Source organism: Legionella cherrii (assembly GCF_900635815.1).
GTDB classification, from domain to species: Bacteria; Pseudomonadota; Gammaproteobacteria; order Legionellales; family Legionellaceae; genus Legionella; species Legionella cherrii.
Genome location: NZ_LR134173.1, coordinates 2,092,613 through 2,108,624, shown reverse-complemented (window position 1 = coordinate 2,108,624; position 16,012 = coordinate 2,092,613). Strand labels below are relative to the sequence as shown.

Here is a 16,012-nt window from a genome sequence, read left to right as displayed (position 1 = left end):
CACCAATAATAAGTTAATTTATAGGCAACATCCAGAAGCTCACTCCCATTGAAATAACATGCTCTATTATTACTTGCTTTTTTAACCCAAATTTATAAGCTGTTCTTTACTCAAATAATCAAAAAAACTCATCATGCATCGTGAATGCTAGATTGCTACTATTTATTTGGACTTTAGTCATGAGTTCAATCGCCATGAGCGATCCATTTTTTTGGTAATTAACTAAACTAAATCGCCAAAATACTCTCTCCATATATCCCGCACGCCCCTACCCTAAAGCTCATTACAAATTTTATCCTGCATAATTCGTTATCAATTAATCGTAATCCAAATATTTAAATTACCAACAACTATATCAATTATAAATCTGATAGATCAATTAATACTCATTTAGATGATATAATAAACTTATGCAAACCAAAACACATACCCCTTATTTTTCAGTGTTGAACAAGATTAAGTATGAGGAACATTCTATGGCACCGCAACCAATCAGCAAAGAATATTTAGATAGAATGCTTGGTGAAGTAGGTCATGATACACAGCAAGGAAATAACCTACAGTCTCTCGTTAAAAGATACAATGAAGCATTATTCGAATTAGGTGAATTAAAAAGAAATCTCGAATGGAAGCTTATACTCGAGCCAGATGCGTTTAAGGCCGCGGAGCAAAAACTTATACTAGCGGGTAAAAATCTAAAATCAGGTCATGTATTAGACACCAAATCATCCAGTTGGGTGAAACACATGCAAGAATATGACCAAATTGTAGCAAAACTAAAAGAGCATAAAATAGATCAAACAATCAAACAAAAATTCAGCGCCTATTTTAAGGATCCTGATCACAAGAAAAAAGCTGATGAATTCATTGAAGCATACAATAAAAAACTTGAGGTCTTGGAGCAAGAACGAGAAGAGTGGAAGCACAAAAAAGATAAAAATGGTAATTCGTTGTACGATCCAATCATGGAAACAGAGGTAGAAAAGCAACTTAAAATCGTTCAAGCACATGTAATTCAAGCAATGCAAGCCACAACAGCAGCAGAAAAGGCAAAAAAACTTGGTCTAGCTAAAGAAGCACTTGCTGGAGTTGGACTTTCTTTGGCTGGAGCAGGTTTAGGAATGATTATTGCTGGTTCGGGAGGCAGCGTAGTTCCTGTGTGGGGAACCATCACAGCAGGAATCATAGGAGGCATAGCAGGAGGAATCTATGGGGGAATAAGAGCTTATAGAGGTTATGAGATTGCTAAAGCAAAACTTCAAGCTAGAGTGGATAGGGTTTTGGGAGCAATCACAGAGTACCCTAGTCTAGATGACTCTACGCCTATGAATAAAGGGATAGCACAGCTGAAATCGCAAGATAATTTTGCTTGGCTGTTTGGAGGACCTCGAGAAGCTGACTATAAAAGAATGCATAGGAAATACCTAAAAACTGGCAAAAAAATCGATAAAAACGATAAAGATACAATTGATTTAATGCTACAAAGCAAATTTGCAGAGAGTAGAGGTGCTTATTTCCTCATGTTGGAGGATATGATTCGTGAGAATGCGGCGGATGCGGCCTTGCAAGTCGCTGCTGGCCTTACTCCAGCCCCCCCATTCGATCCCTATACCGCATTACTCATATCATCGCAATTCACTATTATGTGCACTGCTCAGATAGGAACGGCTCGCGCCATGGCAAATCTGGCGCCAATCGAGGGAATGCCCTCAGGGCATATACCTGTGGGTAACAACAAAGATCTAATGCATAAAGCAGCCGCTGGCTTAGCTTCTAATGCTGAATGCTTAATTTCACTGGCGCATCAGATTACCATTTGCACAAATATAGAACAAGAGATACGGGTTGAGATGCTGGCCGATGTTCATGCTGCGTTAGCTTACACAATAGAAACCTATGATGAGTTGGTGTCAAAACACAATTTACCCTTACAAAAGGACTTAGTCGAAGCACTAAAAACGGGTATATCAGCAGATATAAAAAACAAAGGATTAAAAATAACAGTAGAAAGTGAAGAAATTACAGCGTCAGGGAACCAAAGTAAGCAAGAAAAAAAGGTATATAGTGCGGGAGCTGCTACGCTTAAATATCTGAGAAGTGAAGCCCTACAAAACACATCATCTTCATTTCATCATCTGAAACCACCCAAAATCATGGAGAGGCCGAAGTTAGAAAAAGCGCTTGAGGGGGCAGATTATTTCATGAATGTTACTGCTGGACCTGCGTTAGGAATTTACGCAGTAAGCACCACCACATTTAGCCCATATGTACTTAATCCCGAATCACCTCAAACAATTGAATTAGGACAAACAGGAACAACTGCAGCAGGACTTTCAGTAGGAATAACTTTGGGCGTATTAGCATTGGCATGCGGTGTTGGATCAGCAGTATGTGGCGTTAAAGCAGAGAAAGAAAGTGCAAAAATATGCATACTAGGAGATGTCGCTGAACGACGTCGTATTATTCACAGCAAACTCCATAACTCTGAGCGAGGAAGTGCTGCATTATCGCAACGTACAGATGATGAACTCCGCAATCTGCTTGATAATCCGAAACAGCAGCTCCTATTATTAAAAACCCAATCGGTGGGTTTAGCAGTGCAAAGCGAATCGGCGCAGAGAGTTCAAGAATTATCCAAAACAGAACGGATATCACACTTAAGAAATGTAGGAATGTGGAAGGGCAAGGGGCGCGAGTTGCACCGGCCTATAACACCTGGTCGTCAGAAATATATTCTTGATGTGATGAATGGTGGCCTAAAATGTATCGTCGATCTACCTAATAAGCTGAAGCATGAAATAGATGCCCTTGATAGAAAACATCCAAAATTACACTCACAAGAGAAACACAAAGAAAACATCAAAAAACTTCTTAAAGAAACTAAAAGAGATATTGAATTGATGAGGCAAATTGTCGATTCACTTCATGGCTTACCTGACGGCACAGACCCTGAATTGATTAATAAGCTTCATGATGTACTGTTTCAATTACTCGCCTTATCGGAACATGCGCAAAAAGAATATCCGCCACATCAGTTGGATGTGTACTCAGAAGACCAAGAAGTCCATTATAGAAATAAACCTAGTGTAACTGATTTTAAGATCATGGAGTTTTATGATTTGATTGAGGAATTTAAAGCAAATATACCGGAAGGACCAAAGGACTTAAGAGGAAAAGCAATGGATAAGCTGGGACTATAATGTAACCATTAATCAGTGTTAGTATATTGAACTCTCTGGTAAAATTAAGTTATCTTTCCATAGTCCAATAGACTAACTCAAGGAGATATAACAATGAAGCCTGCGATAAATAAAACGAGTCTAGGTACTCCTGAAGAAATGATTTCAGCAATAGTCGAATGCTGCAGGAAAGGACATAAGTGGGGCGTAAAGGCGATTCTTAAAAACATTAAAGAAGATGAACGTGGCGCGCTATTAAATCAACGTGATCGTTTTGGCGATACCGCACTAACAGCAGCTGCTGCTGGTGGTCACCATAGTTTGGTAAAATATTTATTGGAGATCCCAGGTGTTAATCCAAATGTTACGACCGAAGGCACCGGATTTACTCCTCTAATAATGGCTGCCGCTAAAGGATATGGCAATATGGTGGACACCTTGATTAAAAAGCCAACTGTAAAACTAGAAATTAAAGATATAAATGGACTGACGGCCGCAGAAGAAGCGGAATACGCAAACCATTTAGATATCTCAAACACAATAATAAATAAAATGACGCGGTGATTCGCATCTGAAAGCGAGAATAGTACGCACGTAGGTTCGTATTAGCATAAAGTAAAACGAGTGTGTATCGAGACTCATTCTGGATTACGACTAAGTCTAATCCAGTCCCTAATCCTTTAGTTGCCAATAAATATTTTAGAAGTATGCTGAAATCGTGTTAAAACGTTGTATCGAGTTTTCCAGCGATACATAGAAGCAAGTCGTTCAGCTCAACCTATATACTCAAGCAAAGACTTTATAAAAAAATTAAAACGACTAAAAAACAGTCTCTAATTATTTTTGACCTGCTTTCGGGGAGGAAGGCTCTAAATCTTCAACCTCCAATGCAGTATCCTTTGGACCTAAATTATTTTTTTGGGCATCTAGTTCTTCAGGCAGATCGGCTGCACCAACGCGAGTGTTCAGAAGAGTCTCTAATTCCACTGGCTTATCGACTGAATCGGATTGATTTTTGAGTTCGTTCTCTGCTTCTGATTCTTTTGCCGCTTCTGATTTGATTCTATGCCACTTAGACTTACCCATGATACTCTCAAAAAAAATTACCTAAGGTAATTATAGTCCAAGCGTACTTAAAGTTAAGGGTGAAATTGATTACTCAATTTCCCCCATATTTTTATATACTGCATCCAATGCTTTTAATGACTCAAGCAAAGACTTCATTTTAGCTAAAGGCCAACTGTTAGGACCATCGCTCAAGGCCTTATCTGGATCAGGATGAGTTTCCATAAACAACCCTGAAATACCTGCAGCTACTGCAGCACGCGCAAGCACAGGAACAAACTCACGTTGTCCGCCAGAAACGCCATTATTTCCTCCAGGTAGCTGCACAGAATGCGTTGCATCATAAACAACAGGACATCCTGTTTCGCGCATAATCGCTAATGAACGCATATCAGAAACCAAATTATTATATCCAAAACTCACACCACGCTCACACGCCATAATCTGTTCATTACCACATGCTTGCGCTTTAGCAATCACATGCTTCATTTCCCAAGGAGCTAAAAACTGCCCTTTTTTGATATTCACGGGCTTATTCATTGACGCTACTTTTTGAATAAAATTGGTTTGTCTGCATAAAAACGCTGGGGTTTGTAATACGTCAACAACACTAGACACTTCCAATAATGGCGTATCTTCATGAACATCAGTTAACACAGGAACACCTACCTGCGTTTTTACCTTTTCCAAAATCGACAATCCCTTTTCAAAACCAGGCCCTCTATAACTGGATATAGAAGAACGGTTTGCCTTATCAAATGAAGACTTATAGATAAAAGGAATCTGTAACTGGCTGCATATTTCTTTTAAATATCCAGCTGTTTCCAGCGCTAACTCTTCACTCTCAATGACACAAGGTCCAGCAATTAAAAATAAAGGCTTATCTAAACCTACTTCAAATCCACATAATTTCATTTTTAATTTTTTCCTTGATGTTTCTCGCGAGCAGCAAGTACAAACTGTTTAAAAAGCGGATGGCTTGCTCTCGGAGTTGATGTAAATTCTGGATGAAATTGACAGGCTAAGAACCAAGGATGGTCTGATAACTCCACCATTTCCACTAAAGAATTATCTGCTGAGCGTCCAGAGATAATTAATCCATGATTGACTAGGCTTTCCACATATTTATTATTTACCTCATAACGATGACGATGACGCTCGATTATTTGTGGTTTTCCATAGACCTTGCGCGCTAAGGTGCCTTCTTCCAATTGACATAATTGGGCTCCCAAACGCATCGTACCACCTAAGTCGCCATCTTCATCACGAAGTTGTTTTGAACCATCTACATCCATCCACTCACTGATTAATCCAAGCACAGGATATGCAGTATTTTTATTAAATTCGGTGGAATTTGCTTCTTTTAAGCCAACAACATTTCTGGCAAATTCAATTACTGCGGTTTGCATTCCCAAACAAATTCCCAAGAAAGGAACTTGATGCTCTCGAGCATATTGGATTGCTTTTATTTTACCTTCCACACCACGTTCCCCAAATCCCCCAGGAACAAGAATAGCGTCGATACCTTCCAAAATTGAAGAACCATGCTTTTCGATCAATTCAGCATCTAAATAGACGATATCCACTTTAGTCTGAGTATGAAGACCAGCATGCAACAACGCTTCATTAATTGATTTATATGCATCATTCAATTCAATATACTTACCAACCATGGCAATTTTTACAGTCATGGTTTGAGTGGCTTGCATCGCCACAACGCGGTCCCATTCGCTTAAATCAGCGGGTTTGGCATCCAGCCCTAATTTCTTGACAACGATGTCATCAAGTCCGTGCTCATGTAATATTCTTGGAATTTGATAAATACTTGGCGCATCCTCAAGAGGAATAACTCCCTCTTTCTCCACATTAGTAAACAGTGCAATTTTAGCGCGATCAGACATAGGTAACGCTTTTTCTGAACGACAAATCAAAATATCAGGTTGGATACCTATAGAACGCAATTCCTTCACTGAATGCTGCGTTGGTTTTGTTTTCGTTTCGCCTGAAGTAGCAATATAGGGTACTAATGTCAGATGGATAAATAAGGTTCTTTGCGACCCTAATTCAATACGCATTTGACGAATGGCCTCGAGAAAAGGTAATGATTCAATATCCCCAACGGTTCCACCAATTTCAACCATTGCCACATCAAAACCGTCAGCGCCTAATTTGATGCATCGCTTGATCTCATTCGTTATATGAGGAATAACCTGAACAGTCCCGCCTAAATAATCGCCCTTCCTTTCTTTTTTAATGACGGTTTCATAAATTTTTCCAGAGGTAAAATTATTACGTTTTGTCATCGTTGTATTTACAAAACGTTCGTAATGACCTAAATCCAGATCGGTTTCTGCACCATCATTGGTTACAAAAACTTCACCGTGCTGGAATGGGCTCATGGTTCCTGGATCCACATTAATATAAGGATCAAGTTTAATCAATGTTACTTTAAGACCACGTGCCTCTAGAACAGCAGCGAGAGACGCAGCTGCAATACCTTTGCCTAACGAAGAGACCACACCACCTGTAATAAAAATAAAATTTGTCATAATTGACCTTGTATCCTGCTAATTAAGTACTATTCAATTGAGAAAAATTGGTGTATGTAGGGCGGATTAGGGCTTCGCCTAAGCCAGGCTACAAATCAATCAGGACTTAACTTATTGCCAATAAATGTCCCATTTTCTCTTTTTTAGTTTTTAAATATCTGTGACTTTCCTTAGTAGGTTCTATTTCTAAAGGCACTCTTTCCATAACCTTTATTCCATAACGTTCGACAGCGGCAATTTTTGATGGGTTATTCGTTAATAACCTTATTGCGTCAATACCAAAATATTTCAGCATTTGATAGGCAATAGCATAATCCCTACTGTCAACAGGAAGACCCAGTTGATGATTGGCATCAACGGTATCCCAACCTTGCTCCTGCAAGGCATAAGCTTTTAGTTTATTTGCTAAACCAATTCCTCGCCCTTCTTGGCGTAAATAGATTAAAACGCCTCCCTCAGCTGCAATCTGAGATAGAGACTGTTCTAATTGTTTTCCACAATCACACTTACACGAACCAAAAATATCGCCAGTAATGCATTCAGAGTGAATACGCACTAAAGGCACACGATTGGCAAATACAGGTGGCTTCACTAAAGCAAAATGCTCCGCACAATCAAGTTCATTTGCAAACACAGTCATATTAAAATCACCTTTGTTTTGCAAAGGAATACGAGTTGAAGCAGCCGCTTCGATTAACGCTTCATGACGAATTCGGTATTCTATTAAATCTTTGATTGTAACCAGAGGGATATTATGTTTTTGAGAAAACAAAACCAATTCATCGCGTCGACTCATGGTACCATCTTCGTTGATAATTTCACAAATCACTGCGGCAGGAGTTAGGCCAGCAAGCTTTGCTAGATCAACACTGCCCTCTGTTTGTCCAGCTCGTTCCAACACGCCTTTTTTCTTAGCTCGTAAAGGAAAAACATGCCCAGGAGAAATAACATCCATTGGCCCGCTTTCCGGACTAATGGCTACTTTAATAGTCTGAGCCCTATCTTTAGCAGAAATACCCGTTGATACGCCTTCTGCTGCCTCTATGGATACAGTAAATGCGGTACCATAAGGCGATTTATTATTTTGCGCCATCATGGGTAATTGTAATTTATCAATCAGTTCATCAGCCATAGACAAGCAGATCAATCCACAACCATGACGAGACATGAAATTAATTGCTTCTGGAGTTGCATATTCTGCCGCAACGACCAGATCTCCTTCATTTTCCCTATCCTCATCATCCATTAAAATAACCATTTTACCGGCTTTGAGTGTTTCCACTGCATGTTCTATTGTAGCTAATGAATACTTCATAACGCGACCTCATTTGATCCAGTGTTCATTTTATCTTCCCGCCAATCCAGACATGCTATCATATTGTCACCCATAGCATGCCAAGAAATTGTATGCGCTCGGTTAAAAATCCCACTCTGCTGGTATGCTGAAACTGCATTGTGCTCCAAAATACTTGGAACTATATATAAATAAGTTCGATGAACCAATCCTTCTTGATGGAGTGCAGTAAAAAGAGCCCCTCCTGCTTCTACCCAAACATCATGAAATCCCAACTCTCCTAGGTGGCTGATTATAGCACTTAAATTCATAGATCCATCCTTAGAAGGAATAAAATGCAAAGTACTATTGGGATAAGAAACTTCTCGTTCATTGCTATGATATACATAACAATGAGCAGCTGTTGAAAAAATTTGCGAGTTTTTATCAAGACTTAACTGTCTGTCGATAATTGCAACTGGTTTTGCCTGCTCTTCCTGGCCTATACGCACATTCATCTTGGGATTATCCAGTTGCACTGTTCGAGCGGTTGTAAGAATCACATCAGCCGCCGCGCGCATTCGATGCGTGAACTCCCCGCACAAAGCATTAGACAAAATAACCCGTTCCCCTATTGTGCGACCGATTTTACCATTTAATGTTTGTGCTATTTTCACTGTTACTCTTGGCTTTTGCGTCAAAGTCCAATAGGTATAACTTTTATAAAATTCAGTAATCTCATCTACAGGATAGTGCGTCACTTTTATTCCATGAGCACGTAATTTTTCTGTGGAATTATTTTTAGCTACAACTGGATTAGGATCCAAATAGGCAAAAACAACCTCTTCTACTCCATACTGAATAATCGCATCGACACAAGGCGGCGTTCTTCCCCAATGATTACAAGGCTCGAGAGAAATATATAGACTGACCCCTGGCATTTTAGGAGGAATCTGTGATAACAATAATTGTTCTGCATGAGGTGTCCCTGCACCTCTATGACATGCTTGTGCTATAATAGTTCCATTTTGCACAGCAACAGCGCCAACACAAGGATTAGGGGCGCAGTGGCCTTGACCAAGACGGGCCTGTTCAAGCGTTGCGAGCAAAAACTTTTTGTGCATTGTTTTAGTACCTTTCTAAAGATGCATGGTAACCGCTCATGCATCTAATAGCCGTTTTCCCAAGGACAAACCACGGGATAACGAGAGGAGATGAGTAGTTACGATGCGTGAATGATAACAAATTATTCAATTTTTGAGTAGCCTAATGATTAAATTGAAAATTAAGAAAAACATCTGTTGGATTCTGTTTGCAAGTCTTCTTGCCCAGCCTGCTTTCGCTGAGGGACTCTCCCCATACTCAACAAGTGAACTGGAACAATTAGAAAAAGAGTTCGTGCAGCAGATCAATCAATCAGAAAGTGTGGAACGAAATCCATTAGCCAGCCAATACGTTAATCGTATAGGAAAAAATCTTGCGCGTGCTGGACATATTAAATCACCTGATTTCTTCATAGTAAAATCAAATGAAATCAATGCCTTCGCAGGTCCTGGTGGGCATATAGGGATCAATTCTCAACTCATTTTAACTACTGATAGTGAAAGTGAACTTGCGGGGGTAATGGCCCATGAGATCGCACACGTGCGTTTGCATCACCTTTACAGAGCTATCGAACATCAAAAACAAATGCGTATTCCCATGCTCGCTTCTTTACTGGCATCGGCAGCTTTAGGGATTATCAATCCTACAGTTGGCATGGCCGGAATGATGGGATCTTTATCAGGATTTTCCCAAGATAACATCAACTTTACGCGCTCTAAAGAAAAAGAAGCAGATAGAATTGGCATCGATATGCTGATTAAAGCAGGATATAATCCTCATAGTATGGCTGCTTTTTTTAAAAAAATGCAGGAAAATTCACGCTATTATTATACTGCGAATGTCCCTGCTATTCTGCGTACCCATCCTCTAGACGGAGACAGGATAGCCGAAGCGGAAAACCGTACTGCACAATTTTCACACAAACAATTTGCAGACTCTTCTGATTATCCGTTAGTCAAAGAGTTAATTCGAACTTCAGTAACCCGTGAGCCTAAAACATTACTTGATTATTATGAGCATCAATGCAACAAAAAAACCCCTGCCTATGCCTGCCAATATGGTCATGCGCTTAGCTTAATTAATACAAATAATTATGCAAAGGCCGCTGCGATTTTAAGTCCTTTGCTAGCGCAAAATAATAATCTTTATTTTCAAATTGCTATGGCACAGACTGAAACAGGATTATCCCAGCATAAAGCGGCCCTCTCTCGACTGGAAGAAATACAAAAAAATTACCCAGATAATTATGCAGCCTTGATGGCTTATGCTCAGGGTTTATTGGCTGCGAATCAAAATGAAAAAGCAACAACTATCCTACTTAAAGGAAGTAGAAAGTACAAACAAGATCTTCCTTTATGCCGTGAATTAGCCCGAGCACAAGCGCAAGCGCATCAAAAAAGTTATGCTTATTTTACACAAGCTCAATGTTTACTTCTTGAAGGACAAAAAAGAGCGGCGGTCGCTCAACTTAAAGTTGCTCGTGGTCTTGCCAAAAAAGATCCTTATTTAACAGCAAGGATTTCCGCCAAAATTGATGAAATTGTGAATTAAAAATAACCCTCTCCTACAAGTGGGGGAGGGAATTACTTAAGCTTTAATGGCAACAATTCCCTTCTCCCCTTGGGAAGAAGGTGGCTGAAGGGCGGATGAGGGTATTAGGTAAAACTTTTGCAAAGAGAACTAATCTCGAAAATTCTCATACTGCAATGGCAATTTGATATCTGATTTTTTTAAAAGCGCAATTACTTCTTGTAAATCATCACGTTTTTTACCTGTAACACGAATTTTATCCCCTTGAATAGAAGCTTGAACCTTAATCTTGGAATCTTTAATATGTTTGACGATATCCTTAGCTGTTGGCTGATCTATTCCTTGTTTAAAGGTCATATTTAAGGAGTAAAATTTTCCACTATGCACCGGCTCCTCTTCCATATCTACACCAGAGGCATCAAGATTACGTTTACTGCAATGATTGCGGAACAAATCTTCCAATTGCCTGACTTGAAAGTCTGATTCGGCGCGCAATGTCACCGTAAGTTCTTTAAGTTCTATACTTGACTCTACCCCTCGAAAATCAAAGCGAGTACCCATTTCGCGCACTGCATTATCAACCGCATTACGTAATTCAACCATATTAGTTTCAGAGACAATATCAAAAGAAGGCATAAGCAACTCATTCCAGTTAAAAAATATAATTTAACAAAAAAGAAAAGGTTAAACCACCGTTCCCTTGATTGATCTCATCCTGTTGCATATTCATGTAAAGCATGTTATCAAATAAAAATGGATCAAAAATATTCTATTTAGTTACCAATCGCACAATAACCTCTAGTTGTTCTATCTCAAGGAGTGAGAAGTATGACAAAGGAAAAGAAGGAGCAGTATACCTCATATCAACCCCAGCATCATCGTTCTCGTTTTTGGATTCATTCAGAATCCTGTTATACCGAAGAAGAATTAGCCCAAAGAGAATGGATACTTAAAACGCGCGCCAATTCAGGGATCCATTCTGATTACTTGGCCAATCCAAGTTCATGGTTTGCTGATGATTCGCAAGCCTTAATTAATGTGTATGAACGTTCCTGGTTTTACTCTAATGCATATAGGACGCGTCACGCCTTAACACGAGAGGATTTTCACGTCCAGCCAATTGATAGTCAGCGTCTACAATGGCCGGCGTTGTATGAGTTAATGCAAAAAACTGGGGATTATTTATTATTAAGAAATCAGGTACTTCCCCAAGATCATTTAAATCAGCCCATTAATTTCTTCTTACTGGATTTGAATCATATCTTGAAAGGAGTCAGTCAAAACCCAAATGCCCAACAAACCAGGGAACAATTGGAGCATGTCACTCGTTACGTTCGTACTATTGAAAAAAGCATTTCGCCTTTTTCAGGTTCTGATAGGTTATTTTTAGCCAATTTCCGCAGCACTATTGATGATGAAATTCACCCCCAATTAACCCATCGAATTGAGTCGCAACTATTAAGGGATCGTCTTGGTGAATTATCAAAAACCATTGAACAATTGTCCACTGAGCGCAACAGAATATTACATTTTGCTCTCAATACCAATCAGGTTAATCCTCACCCTTACAGGTTCGCAATAGATCAACCCAGCGATCTCAAAGCCTATCCAACACAAGCCGCAAAAGAGTGTAGTAAAAGCGGTACTGCCATCGTAGAAAATCCTACGCCTGTATTGCAATTAACTGGTAATCAACTTAAAGATTGCCCAGATTTCCACTTAATCAATATGCAAGAAGAAGTACTCGATCATTATGCCAAAGCGATGACGGATCTCAATGAACTGGAGCAGTTTCAAAAAGTTATTACCCAAACCATGGATTTATTGGGACAAGCTGGTGAAGTGTATACAGTTTTTCAGTTTAAGGAACAGTTATCCTCCCTTCTGAGCCAAATTGAATACTTTATTGATGAATCATCTGTTCACATTGAAGAAATAATTCGTGCCAATACACATGCCTATCATAAAGCAATTCAAGAAGAACAAAATTTATCTCTAGTAAAAAAATTATTCACATCAGAAAAAGAAAAATTAAATACATTCATAGGGAATCAAGATACTTTAGCTCATTTTCCCTCTACAACAGCGGAACTTGCAAAAACAAATCAAGCGCTCAAACAACAAGTCAATCATGTGATTGGTCATTTAAACGGGCCTAAAATAAAAGGTTCTGATTTTGCAACGCTTGCTGGACAAGCTCAAGAATTAAATACATTGATGGATTCGATGCATCGCTGGATCACATTTCAGTATGAACTCAAAGGTCTAGAACCGCCTCAAAAACCGGAAAGGTTGGAATTATTACCTCAACAGAAATACCAGAAAAAATCCTCTTCGCAAACGAAGTCATGCCCATCATTTTTTGATAGGAATAAAAAAATATCTGCTGTTGATGATTATCAACAACCTAACGTGTTTTATGAAACACATAAATCCCAACAACTGCCACCAGCACAAACTCAAGCACTCGCTCCTTGTGCAGAAAATCAAGACATTGGTGTTTGTCCTGTACCGAGTCATGAGAATAATAATGCAGGAATCTATATGGCATGCATTGTTTTGATTCCCATTGGTTTAATTGCCCTTTATTTACTCTATCACTCTCTAAACAAGTCAGAAGCCAAAGTGAAAGTTCTAGGAAGCAAAGAGGATTATGAGACCATAAAAACTGAGGTAGACGATCTGATTGTAGAAATTCAAAAAAACCAAAAGCAAGACGATGCATATGCAGAGAGTCTCTTTGAAATTTATATTGATTCATACGATCAGTTAGCTGAACAAGCCCAAGAAGGAATTTATGATACAGAAGAATTAAAAGAACTCCTTCAAGACTTGGAGAATTTCTATGATGATCACTGTTCAAAATCAACGGTAATTCACATGAATTAACCCTTGCGAATATGAGCCGATGTGAGGTTCGGCTCATACTTTTAGCGAATATCTCCCAAAAAATAATAGGGCTTGAATATAATTAAAATAAAGTTTGATGTACTGTTAGTTCACTAGAGCTATAATTAAAGCTGCTTCATATTTAATACATCTTTATACCTTTTTATAGTGAGAAGGCGAAACTGTATCCGTAGAGAGTTTGTTGTGACATCATTTAGAAATAATTTTAAACCCTTACTCAGATTAGCTATTCCACTAATTCTCACTGGATTATTACAATCTTCAATTTATTTTTTTGTCACTATTTTTTTAGCTCATGTCAGCCAAGACGCATTAGCGGCAGGTTCACTTGTTGCTTGGCTTTTTGGCACATTTAACGTCATTATTTTGGGTATCTTAAATTCAATTAATGTCTTGGTAGCTCATCAATATGGAGCGCAAAATAAACATGGAATTTCTTTGGTGTTTCGAGATGGGTTCTGGCTGGCGTGTATTTTGACCCTTCCCGCAAGTTATTTTTTTTGGCATATTGCCCCACTGCTCCTGTATCTTGGACAAAATCAAGCATTAGTTAATCTGACAGAATCTTATTTACATGCCTTGACCTGGGGATTATTCCCTAATTTTATCACTGTGGTATTGATGGAGTTTGTTATAGGACTTGGCAAGACACGACTTGCATTACTCTTTAGCACCCTAAATGTTTCCTTAAATATCCTATTTAGTTTTGTACTGATTTTTGGAAAATTAGGTTTGCCCAATCTTGGCGTTGCGGGTGCTGGTTGGGGATCAACTATAGGTTTCTGGATAACTGCATTATTTTTTACTGGGTTTATTTTTATAAATAAAGATTATAAACCTTATACTCGTCATCTCTTTACTTACCTGAAACCATTTTACTGCATGGAGCTACTAAAAATTGGTGCTCCTCTAGGGATAATGTATTGTGTGGAAATTGGCTTTTTCTTTGTCTTGATTTTAATTGTAGGTTCTCTTGGAAATCAATTGTTGGCCGCAAATCAAATCACCTTACAATACCTATGCATATTGATATCGATCATTTTTTCTATAGCACAAGCAATCACTGTTCGCATAGGGCATTTACTTGGAGAAGGTGATATACGCTCTGCAAAGAACGCAGGTTATACCGGTACTTTTGCTTCCATTATTTTTATGCTTGTTGCAGCGCTTATTTATTGGTTTTTCCCTGAATTACTTATTGGAATTGATTTTGATACACACGCTCCCCACAATCAGGGCGTTGTGCATTTTGCCATCCAACTTCTCGCAATTTGTGCAATTTTTCAAATATTCGAATCAGCCCGTATCTCGCTATTTGGTGCTTTACGTGCCCTAAAAGACACACGTTATACTCTGGTCATCTCCATGATCAGTTTTTGGGGAATCGCTCTACCTGTCGGTTACTTATTTGCAATTCCTCTTCGATGGGGAGCCGTCGGTCTTTGGTGGGGCATGTCATTGGCTGCTTTTGGTAGTGCTGTATTGCTCTACAGACGGTTTAATTTTAAAATGCGCCATTATCGAACAAATGGATGATATCTTGAAACACGCTGTTTTGTTCTGCTTTTTTTTAGTATGCACTATGTTTTCAGTTTCGGCACCAGCTATAGGCAAGCCTGACCTAAAATCTTATAAGTTTACTTTTTCGAAAAAAGAACACTTTAAAGTTTCTTTTGCCGATTATCCTAAAGGCCAAGAAAAATTCTTTGAGCTTGAATTCAAAAATGGCGCCATGCTCCCTCATGAAATTAATACTCCCCTGCATGGATTAAAAATATCAGGTAACAATCACAGCGATGATCTATTCATGTATGCCTATAAAAAAGTAAAGGGATTAAAACCTAATACAACATACCATGTCCGTTTTAATTTGGAGTTTGCCTCTAATGCCACTGAGGGTTCTATCGGAACGGGCGGCTCACCTGGTGATTCAGTCTTTGTAAAAATTGGTGCTGTATCTGATGAACCCAAACGGTATGTAGATAGCTCAGATTATTACAGAATGGATTTGGACAAAGGAAATCAAGCATTTGATGGAAAAGACATGATTACGATTGGTACTGTTGGTACAGACACAGAAAACTCCATGTACCGACTAAAAACCTTACCTTATTTACCTGATGAAGAAATGCAAAGCAAACTTGCTCACTATACAGTGATTACCAACAATAAAGGTGAGGCATGGCTAATTCTTGGTACTGACTCTGGATTTGAAAGTACGACCACCCTTTTTTATACCAATCTCTCCGTAACATTCAAAGAGCTGATTAGAGAATCAAAATAAATTGCTCAATGCCCTCGGAATTAGCCTCTGTAGCCCGAAGAGACACTGGGACTACGCACCTGGTATGGGCTGCTTAAAAAATTGGGACAAAAGTCAACTTTGAGCGCGGGTTGAGTGG

The 16,012-nt window shown here is 39.0% G+C and carries 12 protein-coding genes; 6 read left to right on the top strand and 6 right to left on the bottom strand.

Translation table 11 applies throughout. From position 1 onward, the window contains the following. Positions 1-476: 476 nt before the first annotated feature. Both EL022_RS08890 and EL022_RS08885 read left to right on the top strand, forming a co-directional pair. Complete coding sequence (locus EL022_RS08890; protein WP_028382021.1) at positions 477-3,200, top strand: hypothetical protein; 2,724 nt, start codon at positions 477-479, stop codon at positions 3,198-3,200. 93 nt (positions 3,201-3,293) lie between these two features. After that, on the top strand, positions 3,294-3,743 hold the full coding sequence (locus EL022_RS08885; RefSeq protein WP_035901176.1) for an ankyrin repeat domain-containing protein: 450 nt from the start codon (positions 3,294-3,296) through the stop codon (positions 3,741-3,743). Positions 3,744-4,016: 273 nt separating this feature from the next. On the opposite strand, the gene EL022_RS08880 is transcribed toward EL022_RS08885, so the two are convergent. The 5 genes from EL022_RS08880 to ribD all read right to left on the bottom strand — a co-directional run bounded on the left by EL022_RS08880 (position 4,017) and on the right by ribD (position 9,190). Beyond that, entirely contained in the window at positions 4,017-4,265 is a 249-nt protein-coding gene (locus tag EL022_RS08880; protein ID WP_028382022.1) for a hypothetical protein, read from the bottom strand. 69 nt (positions 4,266-4,334) lie between these two features. After that, a complete protein-coding gene (kdsA, locus tag EL022_RS08875; protein ID WP_028382023.1) occupies positions 4,335-5,159 on the bottom strand; it encodes a 3-deoxy-8-phosphooctulonate synthase in 825 nt (274 codons plus the stop codon). A 2-nt stretch (positions 5,160-5,161) separates the two neighbouring features. Continuing rightward, positions 5,162-6,793, bottom strand: coding sequence for a CTP synthase (locus EL022_RS08870; RefSeq protein WP_028382024.1), 1,632 nt, complete (start codon positions 6,791-6,793; stop codon positions 5,162-5,164). A 106-nt stretch (positions 6,794-6,899) separates the two neighbouring features. Then, the gene (locus EL022_RS08865; RefSeq protein ID WP_028382025.1) at positions 6,900-8,108 is read right to left on the bottom strand and encodes a bifunctional 3,4-dihydroxy-2-butanone-4-phosphate synthase/GTP cyclohydrolase II; all 1,209 of its coding nucleotides are present in this window, start codon (positions 8,106-8,108) and stop codon (positions 6,900-6,902) included. Next, positions 8,105-9,190 carry a bifunctional diaminohydroxyphosphoribosylaminopyrimidine deaminase/5-amino-6-(5-phosphoribosylamino)uracil reductase RibD gene (gene ribD / locus EL022_RS08860; RefSeq protein WP_028382026.1) on the bottom strand — a complete coding sequence of 362 codons (1,086 nt, stop codon included), beginning with the start codon at positions 9,188-9,190 and terminating at the stop codon, positions 8,105-8,107. The genes EL022_RS08865 and ribD overlap by 4 nt, the downstream gene beginning before the upstream one ends. A gap of 145 nt (positions 9,191-9,335) precedes the next feature. Between ribD and EL022_RS08855 the strand changes: the two genes are divergently transcribed. Continuing rightward, complete coding sequence (locus EL022_RS08855; protein WP_028382027.1) at positions 9,336-10,721, top strand: M48 family metalloprotease; 1,386 nt, start codon at positions 9,336-9,338, stop codon at positions 10,719-10,721. 129 nt (positions 10,722-10,850) lie between these two features. Here the strand turns inward: EL022_RS08855 and EL022_RS08850 are convergent, their stop codons facing one another. Continuing rightward, positions 10,851-11,336 (bottom strand): YajQ family cyclic di-GMP-binding protein, encoded by a 486-nt coding sequence (locus tag EL022_RS08850; protein ID WP_028382028.1) that lies wholly within the window; start codon positions 11,334-11,336, stop codon positions 10,851-10,853. A gap of 192 nt (positions 11,337-11,528) precedes the next feature. On the opposite strand from EL022_RS08850, the gene EL022_RS08845 reads away from it, so the two are divergent. From EL022_RS08845 to EL022_RS08835, 3 genes are all read left to right on the top strand, one after another. After that, on the top strand, positions 11,529-13,589 hold the full coding sequence (locus EL022_RS08845) for a hypothetical protein (protein WP_028382029.1): 2,061 nt from the start codon (positions 11,529-11,531) through the stop codon (positions 13,587-13,589). Between the two features lie 204 nt (positions 13,590-13,793). Then, positions 13,794-15,146, top strand: coding sequence for an MATE family efflux transporter (locus EL022_RS08840; protein ID WP_028382030.1), 1,353 nt, complete (start codon positions 13,794-13,796; stop codon positions 15,144-15,146). 46 nt (positions 15,147-15,192) lie between these two features. Next, positions 15,193-15,894, top strand: coding sequence for a hypothetical protein (locus EL022_RS08835; protein WP_237761259.1), 702 nt, complete (start codon positions 15,193-15,195; stop codon positions 15,892-15,894). The last annotated feature ends 118 nt before the right edge of the window (positions 15,895-16,012 follow it).

What these genes read in the sequence shown, in the direction of transcription:
- EL022_RS08890 (WP_028382021.1), top strand. Translation starts at nt 477, where the DNA reads ATGGCACCGCAACCAATCAGCAAAGAATATTTAGATAGAATGCTTGGT.
- EL022_RS08885 (WP_035901176.1), top strand. Translation starts at nt 3,294, where the DNA reads ATGAAGCCTGCGATAAATAAAACGAGTCTAGGTACTCCTGAAGAAATG.
- EL022_RS08880 (WP_028382022.1), bottom strand. Translation starts at nt 4,265, where the DNA reads ATGGGTAAGTCTAAGTGGCATAGAATCAAATCAGAAGCGGCAAAAGAA.
- kdsA (WP_028382023.1), bottom strand. Translation starts at nt 5,159, where the DNA reads ATGAAATTATGTGGATTTGAAGTAGGTTTAGATAAGCCTTTATTTTTA.
- EL022_RS08870 (WP_028382024.1), bottom strand. Translation starts at nt 6,793, where the DNA reads ATGACAAATTTTATTTTTATTACAGGTGGTGTGGTCTCTTCGTTAGGC.
- EL022_RS08865 (WP_028382025.1), bottom strand. Translation starts at nt 8,108, where the DNA reads ATGAAGTATTCATTAGCTACAATAGAACATGCAGTGGAAACACTCAAA.
- ribD (WP_028382026.1), bottom strand. Translation starts at nt 9,190, where the DNA reads ATGCACAAAAAGTTTTTGCTCGCAACGCTTGAACAGGCCCGTCTTGGT.
- EL022_RS08855 (WP_028382027.1), top strand. Translation starts at nt 9,336, where the DNA reads ATGATTAAATTGAAAATTAAGAAAAACATCTGTTGGATTCTGTTTGCA.
- EL022_RS08850 (WP_028382028.1), bottom strand. Translation starts at nt 11,336, where the DNA reads ATGCCTTCTTTTGATATTGTCTCTGAAACTAATATGGTTGAATTACGT.
- EL022_RS08845 (WP_028382029.1), top strand. Translation starts at nt 11,529, where the DNA reads ATGACAAAGGAAAAGAAGGAGCAGTATACCTCATATCAACCCCAGCAT.
- EL022_RS08835 (WP_237761259.1), top strand. Translation starts at nt 15,193, where the DNA reads ATGTTTTCAGTTTCGGCACCAGCTATAGGCAAGCCTGACCTAAAATCT.